18 protein-coding genes and 1 riboswitch are annotated in these 21484 nt (G+C 73.9%); of the genes, 10 read left to right on the top strand and 8 right to left on the bottom strand.

The annotated features are described in order from the left end of the window. Positions 1-41 precede the first annotated feature (41 nt). The 8 genes from QRT04_RS14935 (at position 42) to thiD (ending at position 13635) form a co-directional block, all read left to right on the top strand. Positions 42-890, top strand: a complete 849-nt coding sequence (locus QRT04_RS14935; protein WP_289456319.1) for a TrmH family RNA methyltransferase — start codon at positions 42-44, stop codon at positions 888-890. After that, positions 887-1549: a 2'-5' RNA ligase family protein gene (locus QRT04_RS14940; protein WP_289456320.1), complete on the top strand. Its 663-nt coding sequence runs from the start codon at positions 887-889 to the stop codon at positions 1547-1549. The genes QRT04_RS14935 and QRT04_RS14940 overlap by 4 nt, the downstream gene beginning before the upstream one ends. 240 nt (positions 1550-1789) lie before the next feature. Next, positions 1790-2851, top strand: a complete 1062-nt coding sequence (gene pheS, locus QRT04_RS14945; RefSeq protein WP_289456321.1) for a phenylalanine--tRNA ligase subunit alpha — start codon at positions 1790-1792, stop codon at positions 2849-2851. Next, the gene (gene pheT / locus QRT04_RS14950) at positions 2851-5409 is read left to right on the top strand and encodes a phenylalanine--tRNA ligase subunit beta (protein WP_289456322.1); all 2559 of its coding nucleotides are present in this window, start codon (positions 2851-2853) and stop codon (positions 5407-5409) included. The genes pheS and pheT overlap by 1 nt, the downstream gene beginning before the upstream one ends. A 214-nt stretch (positions 5410-5623) precedes the next feature. Then, on the top strand, positions 5624-10285 hold the full coding sequence (locus tag QRT04_RS14955) for an ExeM/NucH family extracellular endonuclease (RefSeq protein ID WP_289456323.1): 4662 nt from the start codon (positions 5624-5626) through the stop codon (positions 10283-10285). 114 nt (positions 10286-10399) lie between these two features. After that, positions 10400-10498: riboswitch (TPP riboswitch) on the top strand. Beyond that, positions 10491-11369 carry a hydroxyethylthiazole kinase gene (thiM, locus tag QRT04_RS14960; RefSeq protein ID WP_289456324.1) on the top strand — a complete coding sequence of 293 codons (879 nt, stop codon included), beginning with the start codon at positions 10491-10493 and terminating at the stop codon, positions 11367-11369. (Overlaps the previous riboswitch by 8 nt.) Beyond that, positions 11366-12058 carry a thiamine phosphate synthase gene (locus QRT04_RS14965; RefSeq protein WP_289456326.1) on the top strand — a complete coding sequence of 231 codons (693 nt, stop codon included), beginning with the start codon at positions 11366-11368 and terminating at the stop codon, positions 12056-12058. The genes thiM and QRT04_RS14965 overlap by 4 nt, the downstream gene beginning before the upstream one ends. After that, positions 12055-13635, top strand: coding sequence for a bifunctional hydroxymethylpyrimidine kinase/phosphomethylpyrimidine kinase (gene thiD / locus QRT04_RS14970; protein WP_289456327.1), 1581 nt, complete (start codon positions 12055-12057; stop codon positions 13633-13635). The genes QRT04_RS14965 and thiD overlap by 4 nt, the downstream gene beginning before the upstream one ends. On the opposite strand, the gene QRT04_RS14975 is transcribed toward thiD, so the two are convergent. Next, entirely contained in the window at positions 13632-14078 is a 447-nt protein-coding gene (locus QRT04_RS14975) for an Lrp/AsnC family transcriptional regulator (protein ID WP_289456328.1), read from the bottom strand. The genes thiD and QRT04_RS14975 overlap by 4 nt on opposite strands. 134 nt (positions 14079-14212) lie before the next feature. Between QRT04_RS14975 and QRT04_RS14980 the strand changes: the two genes are divergently transcribed. Further along, positions 14213-15280, top strand: a complete 1068-nt coding sequence (locus tag QRT04_RS14980) for an ornithine cyclodeaminase (RefSeq protein ID WP_289456329.1) — start codon at positions 14213-14215, stop codon at positions 15278-15280. Between the two features lie 225 nt (positions 15281-15505). Here QRT04_RS14980 and QRT04_RS14985 read toward each other — a convergent pair whose 3' ends face one another. From QRT04_RS14985 to QRT04_RS15005, 5 genes are all read right to left on the bottom strand, one after another. Next, a complete protein-coding gene (locus QRT04_RS14985) occupies positions 15506-15985 on the bottom strand; it encodes a hypothetical protein (protein WP_289456330.1) in 480 nt (159 codons plus the stop codon). 73 nt (positions 15986-16058) lie between these two features. Then, positions 16059-16661, bottom strand: coding sequence for a hypothetical protein (locus QRT04_RS14990; protein ID WP_289456332.1), 603 nt, complete (start codon positions 16659-16661; stop codon positions 16059-16061). Beyond that, positions 16658-17914 (bottom strand): hypothetical protein, encoded by a 1257-nt coding sequence (locus tag QRT04_RS14995; protein WP_289456333.1) that lies wholly within the window; start codon positions 17912-17914, stop codon positions 16658-16660. Before QRT04_RS14995 ends, QRT04_RS14990 begins: the two co-directional genes overlap by 4 nt. Before the next feature lie 5 nt (positions 17915-17919). After that, positions 17920-18657: an ABC transporter ATP-binding protein gene (locus QRT04_RS15000; protein ID WP_289456334.1), complete on the bottom strand. Its 738-nt coding sequence runs from the start codon at positions 18655-18657 to the stop codon at positions 17920-17922. Positions 18658-18672: 15 nt separating this feature from the next. Then, on the bottom strand, positions 18673-19146 hold the full coding sequence (locus tag QRT04_RS15005) for a hypothetical protein (protein ID WP_289456336.1): 474 nt from the start codon (positions 19144-19146) through the stop codon (positions 18673-18675). Positions 19147-19232: 86 nt separating this feature from the next. On the opposite strand from QRT04_RS15005, the gene QRT04_RS17190 reads away from it, so the two are divergent. Next, positions 19233-19721: a Rossmann-fold NAD(P)-binding domain-containing protein gene (locus tag QRT04_RS17190; RefSeq protein WP_326522475.1), complete on the top strand. Its 489-nt coding sequence runs from the start codon at positions 19233-19235 to the stop codon at positions 19719-19721. 9 nt (positions 19722-19730) lie between these two features. On the opposite strand, the gene QRT04_RS15015 is transcribed toward QRT04_RS17190, so the two are convergent. Both QRT04_RS15015 and QRT04_RS15020 read right to left on the bottom strand, forming a co-directional pair. Beyond that, positions 19731-20495 carry a DsbA family oxidoreductase gene (locus QRT04_RS15015; RefSeq protein ID WP_289456338.1) on the bottom strand — a complete coding sequence of 255 codons (765 nt, stop codon included), beginning with the start codon at positions 20493-20495 and terminating at the stop codon, positions 19731-19733. Further along, positions 20492-21475, bottom strand: a complete 984-nt coding sequence (locus QRT04_RS15020) for a quinone oxidoreductase family protein (protein WP_289456339.1) — start codon at positions 21473-21475, stop codon at positions 20492-20494. The genes QRT04_RS15015 and QRT04_RS15020 overlap by 4 nt, the downstream gene beginning before the upstream one ends. Positions 21476-21484: the final 9 nt, after the last annotated feature.

Genomic DNA, 21484 nt, shown 5'->3' on the forward strand with positions numbered 1-21484 from the left:
GCGGCACGGGCCGGCCACCCGCGCGGCGCTAGCCTCGGGGCGTGGCTGACGGACCCGGTGCGCTCGCGGACCTCCTCACGAACCCGCGCGCCGACCGGGTCAAGGCCGTGCGGGCGCTCGCGCAGCGCTCGGTGCGCGACCGCGCCGGCCGGTTCCTCGTCGAGGGTCCGCAGGCGGTGCGCGAGGCCGTCACGGGTGCCGCGCCGGTCCACGACGTCTATCTGACGCCCGCCGCGGCGGACCGCTACCCCGAGATCGCGCAGGGCGCCGGCACCCGGCTGCGGCTGGCCTCGCCCGAGGTGGTCGACGCGATGAGCGCCGACGCGCAGGGCGTCGTGGCGGTGGTCGACCAGCTCGCGGCGTCGCTCGGTGCCGTCCTCGACGGTGCGCCTCGGCTCGTCGCGCTGCTGGCCCACGTGCGCGACCCGGGCAACGCCGGCACCGTGATCCGGGCGGCGGACGCGGCGGGCGCGGACGCGGTGCTCCTGTCCGCCGCGAGCGTCGACGTGCACAACCCGAAGCTCGTCCGCTCCACCGCGGGCTCGCTGTTCCACGTGCCGGTCGTCGAGGGTCTCGACCTGGCCGCCGCGGTCGACGCGCTGCGCACCGCGGGCCTGGCGGTGCTCGCCGCGGACGGCACCGGCGAGCACGACCTCGACGACCTCCTCGACGTGGCGGGCGCGGCACCTGATGGCCTGCCGGACCTCGCGCGGCCCACGGCGTGGCTGTTCGGCAACGAGGCGTGGGGTCTGCGGGACGAGGACCGCGCGCTCGCGGACGCCGCCGTGCGCGTGCCGATCCGGGGCCGCGCCGAGTCGCTCAACCTCGCGACCGCCGCAACGGTGTGCCTGTACGCGAGCGGCCGCGCCCACCGCGCGCCCCGCGGATGAGGCTCTTCGCGGCCGTATGGCCGCCCGACGACGTTCTCGACCACCTCGACCTCGCGCTCGCCACGGTGCGCGGCGGCCCCGCGGCGCTCTCGTCCTCCATCCGGTGGAGCGCGCGCGACGCGTGGCACGTCACCGCGGCCTTCTACGGCGAGCTGCCCGACGGCGCGCTGCCAGGTCTGGCGGCGGGTCTGCGGTCCGCACTGGCCGGTGTCGCGCCGTACGAGCTCGCGCTGCGTGGGGCCGGGGTGTTCTCGCACCGGACGCTGTGGGTCGGCGTCGGGGGAGCGGTCGACGCCCAACGGGCGGTCTCGGGGGCGTGCGTCCAGTCCGGCGTCGAGGCAGGCGCCGCACCGGACTCACGGCCCCGCGAGCGCCCGCACCTGACGATCGGGCGCGTCCGGCCCGGAGCGCGGCCACCCCGGCGGCGGACGTCGCGGCCCGGCGGCTCGTCGGCGCCCGACGCCCGCGCGGGGCGTCCCGTCGCGGCGTCCGAGCCTGGCCAGGACGCCGAGGCGGTGGCCCGCGCGCTCGCCGTGTACTCCGGACCGGCGTGGACGGTCGACGAGGTGCTGCTGGTCGAGTCCCGCCCCGGGGCGGGGCGCGGCGGCGGTCCGCTCTACGCACCCGTCGACGTCATCGCGTTGGAAGCGCCGCGGTGACGCGTGGCACCATGAACGCATGACGCCGCGCAGTGGTCGCCGATTTCCCGGGCCCGTTCCCGGGCCGCGCCGCTGACGCGCACGTGAGCACGTCCCCCGACCGCGTCGTCGGCGGACGCCCCACGCAGCCCCGGGACGGGCGCCACTAGACTTCCCAGCCGGTCGCGGCGCCGTTCGAGCGCGCGGCCACGGCCCCTGCCCGAGCGGCGGCGGGCCGCCCCCGAACCCTGGAAGGCCCGGATGTCCCACGACAGCCCGTCCCCGCTCGAGACGCTCTCCCCGCTCGACGACGCAGGCGTCGAGCACGCCGTCGAGGCCGCCATCGCCGCGTTCGGCGCGGCCGGCAGCCTCGACGCGCTCAAGGCGGCGCGCACCGAGCACCTCGGCGAGCACAGCCCGCTCGCGCTCGCGAACCGCGGCATCGGCGCCCTCGCCCCGGCAGACAAGGGCACCGCCGGGCGGCTGCTCGGTGCCGCGCGCGGCAGCGTCAACGCGGCGCTCGCGGACCGGCAGGCCGCGCTCGAGGCCGAGCGCGACGCGCGCGTGCTGGTCGAGGAGCGCGTCGACGTGTCGCTGCCCGTCGACCGGCGCCCCCGCGGCGCGCGCCACCCTCTCGAGACGCTGCAGGAGCGCGTCGCCGACATCTTCACGTCGATGGGTTGGGAGATCGCCGAGGGGCCCGAGGTCGAGGCCGAGTGGTTCAACTTCGACGCGCTCAACTTCGGCGTCGACCACCCGGCGCGCCAGATGCAGGACACGTTCTACGTGGAGGGCGACGCCGGCCTCGTGCTGCGCACGCACACCAGCCCCGTCCAGGCGCGCACGCTGCTCGAGCGCGACCTCCCGGTCTACATCGCGTGCCCCGGCAAAGTGTTCCGGACCGACGCGCTCGACGCGACCCACACGCCGGTGTTCCACCAGGTCGAGGGCCTCGCGGTCGACAAGGGCCTCACGATGGCGCACCTCAAGGGGACGCTCGACCACTTCGCGCAGGCGATCTTCGGTCCCGAGGCGCGGACGCGCCTGCGGCCGTCGTTCTTCCCGTTCACCGAGCCGTCCGCCGAGATGGACCTGTGGTTCCCGCAGAAGAAGGGCGGCCCCGGCTGGATCGAGTGGGGCGGCTGCGGCATGGTCAACCCGAACGTGCTGCGCGCGTGCGGGGTGGACCCCGAGGTCTACTCCGGGTTCGCGTTCGGCATGGGCATCGAGCGCACGCTCATGCTGCGCCACGCGATCGCGGACATGCACGACATGGTCGAGGGCGACGTGCGGTTCTCCCTCCAGTTCGGGACGGAGATCTGATGCCCCGCGTACCGCTGCCGTGGCTGGCCGAGCACGTCGAGCTGCCTGCGGGCCTCACGGCCGAGAAGCTCGCCGCCGACCTCGTGCGGGTGGGCCTCGAGGAGGAGGCGATCCACCCCGCCGCCGTGACGGGCCCGCTCGTCGTCGGCGAGGTGGTCGAGCGCACGCCCGAGCCGCAGAAGAACGGCAAGACGATCAACTGGTGCCGCGTCGACGTCGGCCCGGAGCACAACGAGCCCGGCGGAGCCCCTCGGGGCATCGTCTGCGGCGCGCACAACTTCGACGTCGGCGACCGCGTGGTCGTCGCGCTGCCCGGCGCCGTGCTGCCCGGGCCGTTCGCCATCGCGTCGCGCAAGACGTACGGGCACGTGTCCGACGGCATGATCTGCTCGGCGCGCGAGCTCGGCCTCGGCGAGGACCACGACGGGATCATCGTGCTGTCGACGCTCGGCATCGACGCGCCGATCGGCACGGACGCGCGCGAGCTGCTCGGCCTCGGCGACGAGGTGCTCGAGATCAACGTGACGCCCGACCGCGGGTACTGCTTCTCGATGCGCGGCGTGGCCCGCGAGTACTCGCACTCGACGGGCGCACGGTTCACCGACCCCGCCCTGCCGGTGCCGACCGAGCCCGCGCCCGGCGGTGGCTTCCGCGTCGAGCTCGACGACACCGCGCCCATCCACGGGACGCCGGGCTGCGACCGGTTCGTCGCGCAGGTGATCCGGGGCGTCCGCGCCGACGACCCGTCTCCCGCGTGGATGCAGCGCCGGCTCCAGCAGGCGGGCATGCGGCCCATCAGCCTCGCGGTCGACGTGACGAACTACGTGATGCTCGACCTCGGGCAGCCGCTCCACGCGTACGACCTGACGGCGCTCGCCGAGCCGATCGTGGTGCGCCGCGCCGCGCCGGGCGAGCGCATCACGACGCTCGACGACGTGGACCGCGCACTCGACCCCGAGGACCTGCTGATCACCGACTCGCCGGACGGCGCGCGCGGCAGCCGACCGATCGGCATCGCGGGCGTCATGGGTGGCGCGTCGACCGAGGTCGGCCCCGCCACGACGGACCTGCTCGTGGAGGCCGCGCACTTCGACCCGGTGACGATCGCGCGCGCCGCGCGCCGCCACCGGTTGCCGAGCGAGGCGTCCAAGCGGTTCGAGCGCGGCGTCGACCCCCAGCTGCCGCGCGTCGCGGTCGCGCGCGTCGTCGCCCTGCTCGCGGAGCACGGCGGTGGCGTGGCCGAGCCGGCGATCACGGACGTCGACCTGACCGGGCCGGCGCCGGCCTTCGAGCTCGACCTCGACCTGCCGGGCCGACTCGTCGGCGTGCCGTACACGCACGACGAGGTCCGCGACACGCTCACCACGATCGGCTGCGAGCTCTCCGACGCCGGGCCCGGCCGGGTGCTCGTCCGGCCGCCGTCGTGGCGTCCCGACCTCACGGTCGGCGTCGACCTGGTCGAGGAGGTCGCGCGGCTGCGCGGCTACGACGCCATCCCGTCGGTCCTCCCCGCCGCACCCGCGGGACGCGGCCTGACCGAGGACCAGCGCACCCGTCGCTCGGTCGCGCGCGCTCTCGCCGACGCGGGCCTCGTCGAGGTGCTGACGTACCCGTTCGTCGGCGTCGACCAGCTCGACGCGCTCGGCGTGCCCGACGACGACCCGCGGCGTCGCGCCGTGCGGCTCGCCAACCCGCTCGCCGAGCAGCAGCCGTACCTGCGGACGAACCTGCTCGTCACGCTCATCGACGCCGCGCGCCGCAACGTCGCGCGAGGGAACGCGGACCTGGCGGTGTTCGAGGTCGGGCTCGTCGCCCGTCCCGCGGCCGACGCCCCGGCCGCGCCGCGCCTGCCCGGCGGGGTGCGCCCGTCCGACGCCGACCTCGAGGCGCTCGACGCCGCGGTGCCGGCGCAGCCGCGCCGTGTCGCCGGCGTGCTGGCCGGCCTGCGCGAGCCCGCCGGCTGGTGGGGACCGGGCCGCCGGGTCGACCACACCGACGCCATCGAGGCCGCGCTGCTGGTGGCGCGCACGGTCGGTGTCGACCTCGTGGTGACGAACGACGACCACGCGCCGTGGCACCCGGGACGCTGCGCGCGGCTCGCCACGGCGGACGGCACGCTCGTCGGCCATGCCGGGGAGCTGCACCCGAACGTCGTCGCGGCCCACGACCTCCCGCCGCGCACGGCGGCGTTCGAGCTCGACCTCGACGAGCTGCTCGCGGCCGCCCCGGAGGGCCCCGTCGAGGCGACGCCCGTCTCGTCGTTCCCGGTCGCGAAGGAGGACGTCGCTCTCGTCGTCCCCGCCGACGTGCCCGCGGCCGAGGTGCTCGCCGCGGTGCGTGCGGGCGCCGCGGCCAGCGAGGCCGGCGACGTGGTCGAGGACGTGCGGCTGTTCGACGTGTACACGGGTGACCAGGTCGGTGCGGGCAACCGGTCGCTCGCGTTCTCGCTGCGGCTGCGCGCGGCCGACCGCACGCTCACCGCGGCGGAGACCGCGGCGGTGCGTGCCGCCGTCGTCGCGGAGGCAGGACGTCGGTTCGGCGCGACGCTGCGCGCGTGACGGACGCGGCGGTAAGGGCTCTGCGGTGACAGGCGCGGCGTGCGCGCCGGTCACCGTGGAAGGCCTCCGCGGGCCGAAATCCCACTCCGTGGGACAAGTTCATCCAGGTGTTACCACCTAGTACTTGCGACATTTCGGATTCCCCCGACAGGGTGATCACGCAGCCGGCCTGAGTGCCGGCTGTGACGTGTTCCCCGACGAAGGTGAGCTCGACGTGCACGCAGTGGTGAGGTCGGCGACCGGGGGCCTCGCGGCCCTCGGCGTCCTGGTGGCAGGAGCGGTCGCGACGGGGGGTGCCGCGCACGCCGCGGTCTCACCGGCTGCCGCCGTCGTGGTCAACGAGGTGTACGGCGGGGGAGGGAACTCGGGCGCGCCGCTGAACCGCGACTTCGTCGAGCTCTACAACCCGGGGTCGTCCGCGGTGTCGCTCGCGGGCTGGTCCGTGCAGTACGCCTCGGCGGCCGGCTCGTCGTGGGCGAACAAGACGGATCTCTCCGGGTCGATCGCCGCGGGCGGCTACCTGCTGGTCGGCGGCGCGTCCGGTGCCAACGGGTCCGCGCTCACGGTCGACGTCGACGGCACCATCAACCTCAGCGGCAGCGCGGGCAAGGTCGCGCTCGTCAGCTCGGGCACGCCGCTGACGTGCAGCACGGGCTGCGCGTCGCAGGCGTCGGTGGTCGACCTCGTCGGCTACGGCTCCACCGCCTCGAGCTACGCCGGGACGGCGCCGGCACCCGGCGCGTCGAACACCACGTCGGTGTCGCGCAGCGCGTCCCACACCAACACCGCGGACAACGCGGCCGACTTCACCGCCGGTGCGCCGACCCCGCAGGCCGCCGGCTCCACGCCGCCGTCGGGCCCGACCGAGCACACGATCGCGGAGATCCAGGGCACCGGCGCAGCGTCGCCGCTGGTCGGCCAGTCGGTGACGACGACGGGCGTCGTCACGGCGGCGTACCCGACGGGCGGCCTCAACGGCTATGTGATCCAGACCGCCGGCACCGGCGGCCCGCTCGACGCCGGCCGCACCGCGTCCGACGCCGTGTTCGTCTTCTCGCCTGCGACCGTCGCCGGAGTCGCCGTCGGCGAGAACGTGCAGGTCACCGGAACGGTCAGCGAGTACAACGGCCTCACCGAGCTGACGGTCCCGGCGGGCGGCGTCACCGACACGGGCGGCCATGCCGCCGTGACACCGACGACCGGCGCGTGGCCGACCACCGAGGCGGCCCGCGAGGCGATCGAGTCGATGCTTCTCGCGCCGACGGACACGTTCACCGTCACGGACACGTACGCGACGAACCAGTACGGCGAGGTCGGGCTGGCGACCGGCAGGAAGCCGCTGCTCCAGCCGACGGACGTCGCGCGCCCGGGCACGCCCGAGGCCGCCGCCGTGGCCGCGGACAACGCCGCCCGCGGCGTGGTGCTCGACGACGGTGCGACGACGAACTTCCTGCTCGCGGCGAACCAGAGCCAGACGCCGCCGTACATCTCGCTGTCCGACCCGCTGCGGGTCGGCGAGCGCGCGACGCTCAGCGCGCCGATGATCGTCGACTACCGCAACTCGGCGTGGAAGCTCGACCCGACGGCGCAGGTCGTCGCCGGCGGCGCGTCGCCCGTGAGCTTCACGAACAACCGCACCGCGCACCCCGCCGACGTGGGCGGCGACCTGCGGATCTCGTCGTTCAACGTGCTCAACTACTTCACGACGCTCGGCGTCGACACCGCGGGCTGCACCGCGTACACCGACCGCGACGGCCACGGCATCACGGTCAAGGACGGCTGCGACCCGCGCGGCGCGTGGGACTCGGCGAGCCTCGCGCGCCAGCAGGCCAAGATCGTGAAGGCGATCAACGCGCTCGACGCCGACGTGGTCGGTCTGATGGAGATCGAGAACTCCGCGGTCGTCGACGGGCACCCCGACGAGGCGCTCGCGACGCTGGTCGACGCGCTCAATGCGGCTGCGGGCGACGACGTCTGGGCCTACGTCCCGTCGTCGGCGGAGCTGCCGCCGGCGGCGCAGATGGACGTCATCACCAACGCGATCATCTACCGCAAGGCAGCCGTCGAGCGGGTCGGTGCGTCGCACGCGCTCGGCACGCTGAGCGAGGGAGACGAGGCGTTCGCCAACGCTCGCGAGCCGATCGCGCAGACGTTCCGGCCGGTCGGCGGCGGCGAGCCGATCCTCGTCGTGGTCAACCACCTCAAGTCCAAGGGGTCGGCAGGGCCACTGCCGGGCGACGCCGACTCGGGTGACGGGCAGGGCTCGTCCAACGCGAGCCGCGTCGCGCAGGCAACCGCGCTGCGCGACTGGGTGCCGACGATCCAGGGCGACGTGAGGTCCGTCGCGCTCGTCGGCGACTTCAACTCGTACACGCGCGAGGACCCGCTGCAGGTGCTCTACGACGCGGGCTACTCGGACGCGGCGCCGACGCTGTCGCACGACCAGTGGTCGTACTCGTTCGGCAGCCTCTCGGGCTCGCTCGACCACGTGCTCCTCAACGCGGCGGCACTGAAGCGCGCGACGGGCGAGGACACCTGGGAGATCAACGCGGAGGAGTCGGTCGCGCTCGAGTACAGCCGGTACAACTACCACGGCACGCTCTTCTACGCGCCGGACCCGTACCGCTCGTCCGACCACGACCCGGTGGTCGTCGGGCTGTCCGACGGACCCGACGCCGGAACGATCCCGCTGACGTTCCTCGACTTCAACGACTTCCACGGACGCATCGACGCCAACACCGTGAAGTTCGCGGGCACGATCGAGCAGCAGCGTGCCGCGGCGAGCGGGCCGGTGGCGCTGCTCGCGGCGGGCGACAACATCGGCGCGTCGCTCTTCGCGTCGGCCGTCGCGCAGGACCAGCCGACGATCGACGTGCTCGACGCGCTCGGCCTGCAGGCCTCGGCGGTCGGCAACCACGAGTTCGACCGCGGCTTCGACGACCTGAAGAACCGCGTGATCGACGGCGGCCAGAACGCCACGTGGGACTACCTCGGCGCGAACGTCTACGCCAAGGGCACGACCGACCCGGTCCTCCCGGAGTACGCGATCCTCACGATGGGCGGCCTCAAGGTCGGCGTGATCGGGGCGGTCACCAAGGAGACGACGTCGCTCGTCAGCCCGGCCGGCATCGCATCGCTCGACTTCGGCGACCCGGTCGCGGCGGTCAACCGCGTCGCGGGCGAGCTCACGGACGGCGACCCGTCGAACGGCGAGGCCGACGTGCTGGTCGCCGAGTACCACGAGGGTGCGAGCGCCGGGACGCCGGACGGCGCGACGCTCGACGAGGAGGTCGCGGCCGGCGGCGCGTTCACCGACATCGTGACCAAGACGTCGCCCAAGGTCGCGGCGATCTTCACCGGCCACACCCACAAGGCGTACGCGTGGGAGGCGCCGGTGCCGGGATCGGCCACCGCGACGCGGCCGGTCGTCCAGGCCGAGGACTACGGCGACTTCGTCGGCAAGGTCGTCCTGGACGTCGACGCGACGACGCACGAGGTCACGGCGCACACGCAAGAGCTGGTCGCCCGGACCACGACGCCGGACGCGGACCTCGTGGCCGCCTACCCGCGCGCCGCGAAGGTCCAGGACATCGTGACGAAGGCGCTCGCGGCGGCCGACGAGGTCGGCAAGCAGCAGGTCGGCTCGGTCAGCGCCGACATCACGACCGCGTTCTCGGGCGGCTCGTACGTCGGCGGGACGTACGCCGGCGGGACCCGGGACGACCGCGCGAGCGAGTCGACGCTGGGCGACGTCGTGGCGAACGCGCTGCGCGACACCCTCGCGTCGCCCGACCGCGGCGGCGCGCAGATCGGCGTCGTCAACCCCGGCGGCCTGCGGGCCGAGCTGATGTACGCGAGGTCGGGCGCGGAGGCGGCGGACGGGATCGTCACGTACGCCGAGGCGAACTCGGTGCTGCCGTTCGTCAACAACCTCTGGACCACGACGCTGACGGGCGCGCAGGTCAAGACGATGCTCGAGCAGCAGTGGCAGACGAACGCGGACGGCACGATCCCGACGCGGCCGTACCTGCAGCTCGGGCTGTCGGACAACGTGTCCTACACCTTCGACCCGGCGGCGCCGCGTGGATCGCACATCACGTCGGTCACGGTCGACGGCAAGGCGCTCGACCCGGCCGCGACCTACCGGATCGGCACGTTCTCCTTCCTGACCAGCGGCGGGGACAACTTCCGCGTGCTGGCGCAGGGGGCTGACGCGCGCGACTCCGGACTGGTCGACCGCGAGGCCTGGATCGCGTACCTGGGCGACCATCCGGGCCTGACGCCGAGCTTCGCTCGCCGTGCGGTCCAGGTGCCGACGGTGCCGACGACCATCGAGGCCGGAGCCGCGCTCGACCTCGCAGTCGGTGGGCTGGACCTCACGAGCCTCGGCTCGCCGCAGAACACCGCGCTCTCGGTGCGGCTCGACGGCGACGAGATCGGCGCGGCGCCGGTCACGAACGGCGCCGCGCAGGTGACGTCGACGATCCCCGCGGGGACGGCGGCCGGCGCTCACGTGCTGACGCTCGTGGGCGCTCCGTCGGGCACCACCGTGACGCTGCCTCTCACGGTGACGGCGGCGCCCGTGGTGGGCTCGCCGACGAGCACCGAGCTGAAGGTGACCGGCGGCACGAAGGTCGGCCAGCAGCTGAACCTCAAGGCGACGGTCTCCCCGAAGAAGGGGCCGCAGGGGACGGTGGAGTTCCGTGACGGCGACACCGTGGTCGCCACCGCGACGGTCGGCGGGGGCGGTCACGCGTCGGCCAAGGTCTCGCTCGCCGCGGGCGAGCACTCGATCACGGCCACGTTCGTGCCGAGCACGGACCAGTGGGCGGGCTCGACGTCCGACGCCGAGGTGGTGACCGTCCGGGCGCGCTGACCCGGCGGCCGGCGGCACGGCGGAGCGCCGGTCCCCCACCGGGGGCCGGCGCTCCGCCGCGTCCACGGGCTGGTCGCCCGCGCGACGCGGGCGCACCGGACCGCCTAGCCTGGCCGGACTGACACGGGGTGCCCCGCCTTGCGCGGGGCTGAGATCACACCCGTCGAACCTGATCTAGTTCGTACTAGCGAAGGGATGTCACCCGATGACGTCTGCCCGTGTTCCCGCCTGCCCGGACGGGGTCGCACCCCGCACCGCGAAGGGCCTCGCCACGCTGGCGGCCGAGGCGCTCGCCCGGCTCCGCGCCACGACGCCGCTCGTCCAGTGCGTCACGAACGTCGTGACGACGAACCTCGTCGCGAACGCGCTGCTCGCCGTCGGCGCGTCGCCCGCCATGGCGGACGTGCCAGGGGAGTCGGAGGAGCTCGCGGGGGTCGCCGGCGCGCTGCTCGTCAACCTCGGGACACCCGCGCCCGACCAGCGCGCGAGCATCGGTGGCACGGTCGCGGCGGCGCGCGGTGCCGGGACGCCGTGGGTGCTGGACCCGGTCGCGGTGGGGGTGCTGTCGTGGCGCACGCGGACCGCGCTGGGGCTGCTGGCGGAGGCGCCGGCGATCGTGCGTGGCAACGCGAGCGAGGTCCGGGCCCTCGCGGGGGTCGCTGGCGGGGGCCGCGGCGTCGACGCCCGGCACGGCGTGGACGACGCGCGCGACGCGGCGGCTGCGGTGGCGTCCACCACGGGCGGCGTCGTCGCCGTCTCGGGCCTGGTCGACCTGGTCACTGACGCGCGCTCGCAGGTGCGGCTCGCCGTGGGGCACGCGTGGCTCGCGCGCGTGACCGGCGCAGGGTGCGCGCTCGGCGGGCTGTGCGCGGCGTTCGCCGCGGTCGCCGAGCCGCTCGACGCGGCTGTCGCCGCGACCGGGTTGTTCGGGCTCGCGGCCGAGGACGCGGCGCGCGGTGCGGCCGGCCCGGCGTCGTTCCAGGTGGCGCTGCTCGACCGGCTCGCGTCGTTCGAACCCGACGAGCTCGGGGCACGCCTCGCGACGTCGGCCCTCGTCGACGACGTCGCGGCGGTGCGGGCATGAGCCGCGCGCTCGCGCCGGGCGCCTACCTCGTGCTGGACCTCGCGGTCACGGAGGCGGCCGGTCACCGGCCCGGTGACGTCGCGCGGGCCGCCGCGCTGCACGGCGTCGGAACCGTCCAGGTCCGCGCGAAGCTCGCGGCGCCGGGGGCGTTCGTCGAGGCCGTCGTCGAGGTCGCACGCGGCCTGACAGGCACCGGCGCCGCGCTCGTGGTCGACGACCGGGTGGACGTCGCGCTCGCCGCGCGCAGCCGGGGGGCGCGCGTCGACGGCGTCCACCTGGGGCAGCACGACCTGCCCGCCGCCGACGCCCGCGCGCTGCTCGGCTCCGACGCCCTGATCGGCCTGTCGGCCGCACGCCCCGACGACGTGCGTCGGGCGCTCACCGACCCCGCGGTCGACTACCTCGGCGTGGGCCCGGTGCGCCTGACGTCCACCAAGCCGGACGCGACGGTCGCGGTGGGGTTCGACCGCGTCCGTGACGTGTCTGCCGATGCCCGCGCCGCCGGACGACCGGTCGTCGCGATCGGCGGCCTGGGCGCGGAGGACGCCGGGGTGGTCCGGGCCGCGGGTGCGCACGCGCTCGCGGTCGTCTCGGCGGTGTGCGCGCATCCTGACCCGGGCGCGGCCGCCGCGGCGCTCGTCACGGCCTGGTGGCAGCCGGCGACGCACCTCGTGGCGGTGGCGCGGTGAGCGCGCCGACCGGCCGTTCCGATGCTCGGCACGGGCGCCCCGACGCCCGGCCCGCGCGGCCGCGCGTCCTGACGATCGCCGGCACGGACCCCACCGGCGGCGCGGGCGTCGCGGCCGACCTCAAGACGTTCACCGCCCTGGGTGCCTACGGCATGGCGGTCGTCACGGCGGTCGTCGCGCAGAACACCCACGGCGTGCGATCGAGCCACGTGCCGCCGCTCAGCGTGCTGCGCGACCAGCTCGCGGCGGTGGCCGACGACGTGACGATCGACGCGGTCAAGATCGGCATGGTCGGCACGCGCGAGGTCGCCGACGAGGTCGCGGCGTGGCTGGACGCCGAGCGCCCGCCGCTCGTGGTGGTCGACCCCGTCATGGTCGCGACGAGCGGCCACCGGCTGCTCGCGCCCGACGCGGAGGACGCGGTGCGGCGGCTCGTCACGCACGCCGACGTCGTCACGCCCAACCTGCCGGAGCTCGCCGTGCTCGTGGGCGAGCCCGAGGCGGCGACGTGGCCGGAGGCGCTCGCCCAGGCGACGAGCCTCGCCGAGCACGCGCGCGTCGCCGTGCTGGTCAAGGGCGGACACCTCGCCGGCGGACGCTCCCCGGACGCGCTCGTGGTCGCCGGCCCGGAGGGACGGGTCGACGTCACGGAGCTCGACGCGCCGCGGATCGCGACGACCGCGACCCACGGCACCGGGTGCACGCTCTCCGCGGCGGTCGCGGCCCTCGCCCCGCGCCGTCCGGACCTCGTCGAGGCGGCGCGTGACGCGAAGGAGTGGCTGCACGGCGCGATCGCCGCGGGGGAGGCGCTGCGGGTGGGTTCGGGTCGGGGGCCGGTCGACCACCTGCACGCCGCGCCGGGGCTGGGCGAGCGGCGGTTCACGGCGGAGGCGTGGGACGCGATCGCGGACGTGCGGGCCGCGTGCGACGACCTGCCGTTCGTGCGCGCGCTCGGCGACGGCTCGCTCGACGCTGACGAGTTCGCGGCGTACGTGCGTCAGGACGCGCTCTACCTGGCCCAGTACTCGACGGTGCTCGCGCGCGCGGCGCAGCTGGCGCCGACGCTCGAGGAGCGCGCGTTCTTCGCGCGCGGCGCGTCGTCGTGCCTGACGATCGAGGCCGCGCTCCACGAGGACTGGCTCGCGGCGCACGGCCCGCGGCTCGACGTGCCGCCCTCGCCGGAGACGCTCGCCTACACCGACGCGCTGCACCGCGCGGCCGCGACGGGTGACTACGCGGTGGTCGTCGCCGCGGTGCTGCCCTGCTACTCGGTGTACGCCGACGTCGGCGCGCGGATCGCGCGGCGGCTCGGCGAGTGCGGCACGCCGGAGGACGCCCATCCGTACGGCGCATGGATCGCGACCTACTCGGACCCGGTGTTCCTGGCGGCGAGCGACCAGGCCCGTGCCTACGCGGACCGCGCGGCCGCCTACGTGTCACGGGCGACGCGGGCCAGGATGCTCGCGGCGTTCGTCGAGGCCGCGCGGCACGAGCTGGCCTTCTTCGACCAGACGTCGCGCCGGGACCTGTCGGCGGCGACCCGCGAGCGGGTGGGCTCAGCGAGCGGGCAGCGCTAGCCCGGTGCGCCCGCCGGCCGGTCGACCAGGCGCGACATGACGATCGCGGTCCGCGTCTTGTCCACGTTGGCGGTCGTCCGGATGCGCTCGACGGTGCGTTCGACCTCCGCCATGCTCGCGGCCATCACGTGCACGATCGCGTCGGCGTCGCCCGTGACGGTCGCCACGCCGACCACCTCCGGCAGCGGCGCGAGATCGCGCTGCAGCTGCGACGGGGACACGTTCCCGCGGTAGAAGAGCTCGACGTAGGCCTCGACGCCGCGGCCGAGCGCGGCGGGATCGACCACCACCGTGAACCCGGCGATCTCGCCGCGCGCCCGCATGGCGTCGACGCGGCGCTTGACGGCCGGCGCGGACAGCCCGACCGCGGCGCCGACGGTCTGGAACGTCGCCCGGCCGTCGACGAGCAGCCGGGCGACGATCTGGCGGTCCAGGGCGTCCACGAGACCTCCCGCAACGGATCGTGCGTCAAGGGTGCGACGACGAAGGGTTCCACCGTCGCAGACGCAACGGATCGCGATCCGTTGCACCGGAGGCCCAACCTACGCTCGAAGCAGGCCGTCGGGAGGAGTGCGGGATGGGTGCGGTGCCGTTCCTGGGCGTGGCGGACGCGGCGCGGTGGATCGCGCGGCGCGGCCCCGCCCCGCTGCTCGCCGCGCTGGGCGACAGGCTCGAGCGCGACCTCGCCCGCTGGCCGTCGTTCGAGCTCCGCCCGCGCCTCGCGTCGCACACGAAGGAAGGCGTCGTCGAGCTGATGCCGACGCGCGACGCCGACCGGTTCGCGTTCAAGTACGTGAACGGCCACCCGGGCAACCCCGCGCTGGGGCTCCAGACGGTCGCGGCGTTCGGCGTCCTCGCCGACGTGCGGACCGGCTACCCGCTGCTCGTCGCGGAGATGACGCTGCTGACCGCGCTGCGCACGGCGGCGACCTCGGCGTTGGCGGCGCGGCTCCTCGCACGGGCGGACGCGTCGTCGATGGCGCTGGTCGGCACCGGCGCGCAGGCCGAGTTCCAGGCGCTCGCGCTGCGCGACGCGCTCGGCGTCGAGCGCGTGCGGGCCTGGGACGTCGACCCGGCGGCGCTCGCGAAGTTCGGCGCGCACGCCCGGGCGCTCGGGCTCGACGTCGTGCTCGCCTCGGACGTCGAGGACGCGGTGCGCAGCGCCGACGTCGTCACCACGTGCACCGCGGACAAGCGGCGTGCGGTCGTGCTCCCGGACGAGCTGGTCGTCGCGGGCGTGCACCTGAACGCGATCGGTGGCGACTGCCCCGGCAAGACCGAGCTCGACGCGCGCACCGTCGCGCGGGCCCGCGTGTTCGTCGAGCACGAGCCGCAGACGCGCGTCGAGGGCGAGATCCAGCAGCTCGAGCCCGACTTCCCCGTGACCGAGCTGTGGCAGGTCGTGACCGGCCGCGCGCCCGCCCGGACGTCGGACGCCGACGTGACGCTGTGGGACTCGGTCGGCTTCGCGGTCGAGGACCTCACCGTGCTCCGGCTCGCGTACGACGAGGTGGTCGGCACCGACCTCGTGGTGCCGCTCGACCTCGTCGCCGAGCCGGGCGACCCGAAGGACCTGTTCGGCCTGGTGGCGGGCGCCGCCGGCGTCAGGCCGTCGCGACCGGTCGCCGCGGCGGCCGGGCGGTGAGCGCGCCGCCCTTCGTCACGAGCTCGCCGAGCGCCTCAAAACCGGGCTGGTCGGTTTTCCGCCCCGCGCGAGCGCGAGCAGGAGGCCGCCCCGGTTCTCACCTTGTCGCCGCGACGAGCGCGAGGTCGCACGCGGGCGCGTGCGACCTCGGCCGCCCGCCATCCGACAGCACCTGAAGACTGCCGCTCGAGTCCAGACGATGAGCGGGACCGTCCTCAGGTGCGCCTAGTAGCTGAAATCCATCGTGGTCGTGTCAGAGCAGATATCGGGCCGCAATGAGATGTCCTCACACACCTGGATGACGCCCCGTGCTCGATTGGCCGTGGACGGGAGCGCGTCGTGCACGTACGCGCCGCCCCAGGAGTTGGAACTCCAACGTGCTGTCTGGATGTGCTTGTCGTCGCCCCAGCACGGAGCGTCCAAACCGAGGTGGCACGCGGAGTCCACTACCTCGTAGAACTTGAATTCTGTGTCCACGAAGACCGAGTGCCCGTTGGCGTCCGGGTCAAGGCGCCAAGTCTGGTCGTTCGCGTACTTGTTGGAGTCATTGGTGAAATAGCCGTACGCTTCGGCGTGTACCGTTCCGGATTCGGTGGCTTTAAGCGGTTGGGACTTGCTGTACCAGTCTCCAGCAGCTCCGAAGGCTGGGCTCGCAAGTAATGCGATAGCGGCTGTCGCGGTCACGATCGTCACAGCACGGCGCATCAATACCTCCTCGAATCGGTGGTGGCACCTGCAGCCTGGCACAGTGCAGCCCGGTCGGGCCGCGGTTTGGTGACTAAATATGCCCTCGTTTGTTTCCGCGAGTGCGCCCGGCACCGTCCTCGCGTTGTCGCGTGCTAGTCAGGTCGGCTCCGCGCCAGGCCGCGAGCATTGAAACGGCGGACGCCGCGCCGACCGCCGCGAGACTGCAACCCGCACCAATCAGGCGCTGGAGGCTGCTGTCGGGGAGCACATAGAACGCCATGCTGAGGATCAGGACGGGCGCCCAGAACAGCCGGTTGAAGAGCCACAGGCCCACCAGGCCCGCGGGTACGAGGGCACTCAGTTGCCAGAGCCCGCCGACCGAGGAGATTCGCTCGGCCGAAGCGGTGACGAGCACGGTTAACGCGACGCCGACGGCGATCCTGATGAGTTGGGGCTCCCGCGCCTCACGCACGAGGCTCGCCGCGAGTGAGCGGAACCGCCTGACAAGGGGATAGAGGCCGCCGAGCGTCGCGAGGCATGGGCACCCCAGGGCCGCCGGTACGGGTCGATGCGCCAGGAGTGGGACGAACGTGGCGCCGCGTACCAGTAGCGCGATCGCGATGCTCGCCGCGCACAGGCACAGCGCCGTGGACCAGTGGCGGGCGACAAGCTCAGCGCGAAGCCAGCGGGTCACAACGACGGCTTGGCGATGTCGTCGAACTCGCACTTCGACAACTGGTCGAACGTCCTGCGTACCCACCCGTCCAGCTTCCCGCTGATGACGGCGTCGTCGGCGCGAGCCCCCACCCATCCGCGCGCGTTGCCCGTGCCAGACTTGCGAAGCGCCCAGTCGGCGATCAGCGCTTGTGCGTTGAGCGCGTCGTCCGGCGGGACCGGGCCGTAGTACGCCGCACAGTCAGCGGGCCGCGCGATGGACAGGGCCACGTCATCTTTCGACACCTTCCCGGCTGTGAGCTCGTCATCGGAGAGCTCGATCGAGCCGACGGTCGGGTCAGGGGCGGCGAACCGCTGCTCGTAGCGGCTCGGGAGCGAGGCGCCGAGCGCGGCCAGCGCGCTGATCAGTGGGCGCGCCTCTGCGTCGACCTCCGCGAGGTGTGCTGAGGTCGCGCGCGCCATGCAGATCTGCGGCGCCTGGCCCGTGCAGTCGTACGCGACGTGCACGTCCGGGACGAACGCATTCCCCGTCGACGGGCCCAGAAGCACCGCGACGACGAAAACGGCGACCGGCGCGGCGAGCAGGGCCCAGGTGCACCGGCCAGCAGCGTTCCGGCGCAACGCCCACGAGGCGATGGCGATCGCCAGTACTGCGACGCACAAGTTGAGCAGCAGGAGCATCGCCACGACACCGACGCTGTAGCGCAAGCCCACGAGGGTTCCCGTCGCCCCGCCGAAGACGAAGATGTGCGGCAGGTCGAGCCACGCGCAGGCGATCGGGATGCAGAACACCACGATGACCGCAAGCGGTCCGGCCACGAGATGAGGTATGAGCAAGCCGATCGCCGTCCCGACAGCGCTCGCTGCGAGCAGGATGCCGACGACCGCGACGAGGGCCCAATACTGCACCGCGGGCGGCCCCGAGGCGGAAGATACCGTCGCCGTCATGGCGACGATCGCGACGCAGAGCCACGCCACGCACGACCAGAGCCAAACTGCGCAGGCCGAGAGAGCGGCTTCCGCCCCGGCCCGGGGCATTGTGGCCGAGATCTGGCGCCACGCCCGACCGAGCGTCGTGTACGCGTCGTACGCCGCGATCCCCGCAGCGACCGGCCCGACGAGGATGACCGCCCCCATCGCCCAGTCGAAGGTGCGGGCCCACTCGCCCCGCCAGGTCTCACGCGAGAACACCGCGAACAGGCCGGCGGCCACAAGCAAGACGAACGCCCGACGGGCGGTCGACCGTCGCAGGAAGATCATGAACGGCGTCATCTGCATCACGCCTTGCGGTGGCTCGTCACGACGGAAAGGAACGCCGCCTGCAACGGTCGCGCGGTTCCGGGAGGCGCCAACTGACGCAATGCGACCTTAGAGTCGTGAAAGGCAATCTCGCCGTCGTCCAGAATCACAAGCTCGTCAACCGCGTCCTCGAGGTCCTCCATGACGTGACTACTCATGACGACCTGGACGTCGGCCGGCAGTGCGCGCAGGAGCTCGACCATCACCTCGCGCTGCTCCGGGTCGAGGCCTGTCGTCGGTTCATCCAGCAGGAGGAGCCGCGGACGTGCGACGAGAGCCTGGGCGAGGGCGACTCGGCGCGTCATGCCTCCGGACAGGCTCCCCATCGTGGAGGTCGAGCGATCGATGAGGTTGACGGCGCGGATTGCATCCGTGGCCGCGTCTCGGGCGGTGCTCCACGACAGGCCGCGGAGCCAGCCGACGTACGACACGAACTCGTGCACTCGCATCCGGCGCGCCACGTCGAGGGACTGGGGCATGAACGCCGTCTGCAGGAGCGCGCGCCGGCGATCGTTGGAGTCATACGGGTCGAGGCCATTGAGCCGCACGCTGCCAGCCGTTGGCCGCAGCGAACCCGCGAGCACGCTGAGAAGTGTCGACTTCCCAGCGCCGTTCACCCCGACCAGACCTACGCGCCGCGCTCGAGTCGTCAGCGTGACTTCGTGCAACGCCCTCGCGTCGCTGTATGTGTGTTGCACGGCGACGAGCTCAATCACGGAACAAGCCAGCCATCAGTACGTGAAATTCCGCTTGACATCGGAGGTGCAAATGTCGGGGTGGAACGAGATGTCTTCGCAGAAATGAAAGGCGCCGTAGGCCGCGATGCCATCAACGTCGAGTGGATAGTGAACGTAGGCGCCCCCCCACGAGGACGAGCTCCATCGTGCCGTCTGTTCCCACGCTTGCTCGTTCCAGCACGGCAAAGCGGCGGGGCAGCTCAAAGTGTCGTTGAACTCGAACGAGAACCCTGTGTTGACGAACACGCCGTTGCCGTTGGCTAGGGGGTCGCGCCGCCACGTTTGATTCTTCGCGTAAGAATGATCCTGGTTGGTGAACGAGCCATACGCTTCGCCGTGCAGCGTCGAGCCCGACATGAGCTTGAGCGGTGCGGACGCGCTGTACCAGTCGCCGCTTGCGCCGAGAGCGGGCGTTGCGAGTAGCCCGATGGCCGTCGCTGCGACGACGACGAATGCTGCGCGGCGCATGAACGCTCCCTCTTTCGGCTGACCTCGCCTGGCGTCGAGATCATGGCAGATGAGCCCGCCGCGCGAGGGCGATTCCGAGTTCGGGTATGGAAGGCGGCGCACGGCCGGATTCGTGTGAGGCCGGCGTCTCGGAAGGCGAGGTGCCTCGACTGCCCGGGCGCCGGTCGCCTTCGGCGTACGGTCGCGCTCCGCCCCGGCCTTCCGGTCAGGACGGTGGCCGGTGCCGCGGTGAAGGTTCGGACAGCCGGGTGCGTCGAAACAGACGCGCACAGGCGGCACCTTCCGGCATGCACACGCACCCCGACTTCCCCGTGACCGAGCTGTGGCAGGTCGTGACGGGCCGCGCGCCCGCCCGGACGTCGGACGCCGACGTGACGCTGTGGGACTCGGTCGGCTTCGCGGTCGAGGACCTCACGGTGCTCCGGCTGGCGTACGACGAGGTGGTCGGCACCGACCTCGTGGTGCCGCTCGACCTCGTCGCCGAGCCGGGCGACCCGAAGGACCTGTTCGGCCTGGCGGCGGGCGCCGCCGGCGTCAGGCCGTCGCGACCGGTCGCCGCGGCGGCCGGGCGGTGAGCGCGCGCGTCAGATCGCGCACGCGTCGTCCGCGCACGCCTCGGCGTCGGTGGCGCCCGGAAGCGTCACGATCGGGTTGGCCTCGCGCCACGCCACCTCGAGCAGCTGCGCGAACACCTCGGTCGGCTGCGCCCCCGCGACCGCGACGCGCCGCCCGGCGACGAAGAACGGCACGCCGGTGACGCCGATCGCGGCGGCCTCGGCCTCGTCGGCGCGCACCGCGTCGGCGAACGCGTCGCCGGCGAGCAGCTCGCGCACCGCGTCGTCGTCGAGCCCGGCCGCGCCGAACCCGGCGTCGCGCGCGACGGCGACGACGGCCTCGGGGTCGCCCAGGTCGAGGCCGCGCTCGAAGTGTGCCGAGAACAGCGACTCGAGCGTCCGGTCGGCGAGGTCGCGACCGCCCGCGTCCGCGGCGAGGTGGACGAGCCGGTGCAGGTCGAACGAGTTCACGGACAGCACGCGGTCGAAGTCGTACGTCAGGCCGGCGGTCGCGGCCTGCGCGGTGACGTGCGCGAACATCCGCTGCACCGCATCGAGCGGGATGCCCTTGTGCTCGGCGAGCGCCTCCGCCTCGGGCCGGCCGGGTCCGCGCGGCGTGTCGGGCGAGAGCTCGTACGAGCGCCACACGACCTCGACGTGGTCGCGGTGCTCGAACGCCTCGAGCGCCGCGGAGAAGCGGCGTTTGCCGATGTAGCACCACGGGCAGGCGATGTCGGACCAGACCTCGACGACCAGCGTCTGGGCGGGGGCGAGGGTGTGCAGGGGGAGGGTCACGGGAGGAGCAGGACCTTTCCGGTCGTGGCGCGCGACTCGAGCGCGCGGTGGGCGTCGGCCGCGTCGGCCAACGGGAACGTGGCGCCGACGCGCACGTCGAGCGTGCCGTCGCTGACGGCGCCGAACAGCTCGTCGGCCCGCCACGCGAGCTCGTCGCGCGTCCGGACGTAGTGGCCCAGCGTGGGCCGGGTGACGAAGAGCGAGCCGCCCGAGTTGAGCCGCTGCGGGTCGAACGGCGGCACGGGACCGGACGACGCGCCGAACAGCACGAGCGTGCCCCGCACGGCGAGCGACGCGAGCGACGCGTCGAACGTGTCGTGGCCGACCCCGTCGTAGACGACGTCGACTCCGCGGCCGCCCGTGAGAGCGCGCACCGCGGCGGGCAGGTCGTGCGGCAGGTCGTCGAGCTCGCGGTAGCGGATCACGTCGGCGGCGCCCGCCTCGCGCGCGAGCACCTCCTTCTCCGGCGAGCCCACCGTGGCGATCACGCGCCCGCCGCGCGCGGTCGCGAGCTGCGTGAGGAGCAGCCCGACGCCGCCCGCCGCCGCGTGCAGCAGCACGTCGTGACCGGGCCGGACCTCGAACGTCGACGCGACGAGGTAGTGCGCGGTCAGGCCCTGGAGCGCGAGGGCCGCGGCGGTCCGCTCGGACACTCCGGCGGGCACGACGAGCGCGTCCTTCTCGCGCACCGGGACGAGCTCGGCGTACGACGGGCCGCCCTCCGCCCAGGCCACGCGGTCGCCGACGGCGAGCGTCGTGACCTCGGCGCCCACCGCGACGACCTCGCCGGCGCCCTCCGAGCCGAGGATGCCCGGGTACGTCATGCGGTACCGGCCGGCGCGGCGGTAGGTGTCGAAGAAGTTGACGCCCACCGCCGCCGTCCGCACGACGACCTGGTCGGCCGCGGGCTCGGGGTCGGGGACGTCGACCAGGGTCAGGACCTCAGGGCCGCCCGCGGCGGTCGCGACGATGGCTCGCACGTGCACCGC

The organism is Cellulomonas alba, from assembly GCF_030362835.1.
In the GTDB taxonomy this organism is placed as follows: domain Bacteria; phylum Actinomycetota; class Actinomycetes; order Actinomycetales; family Cellulomonadaceae; genus Cellulomonas; species Cellulomonas alba.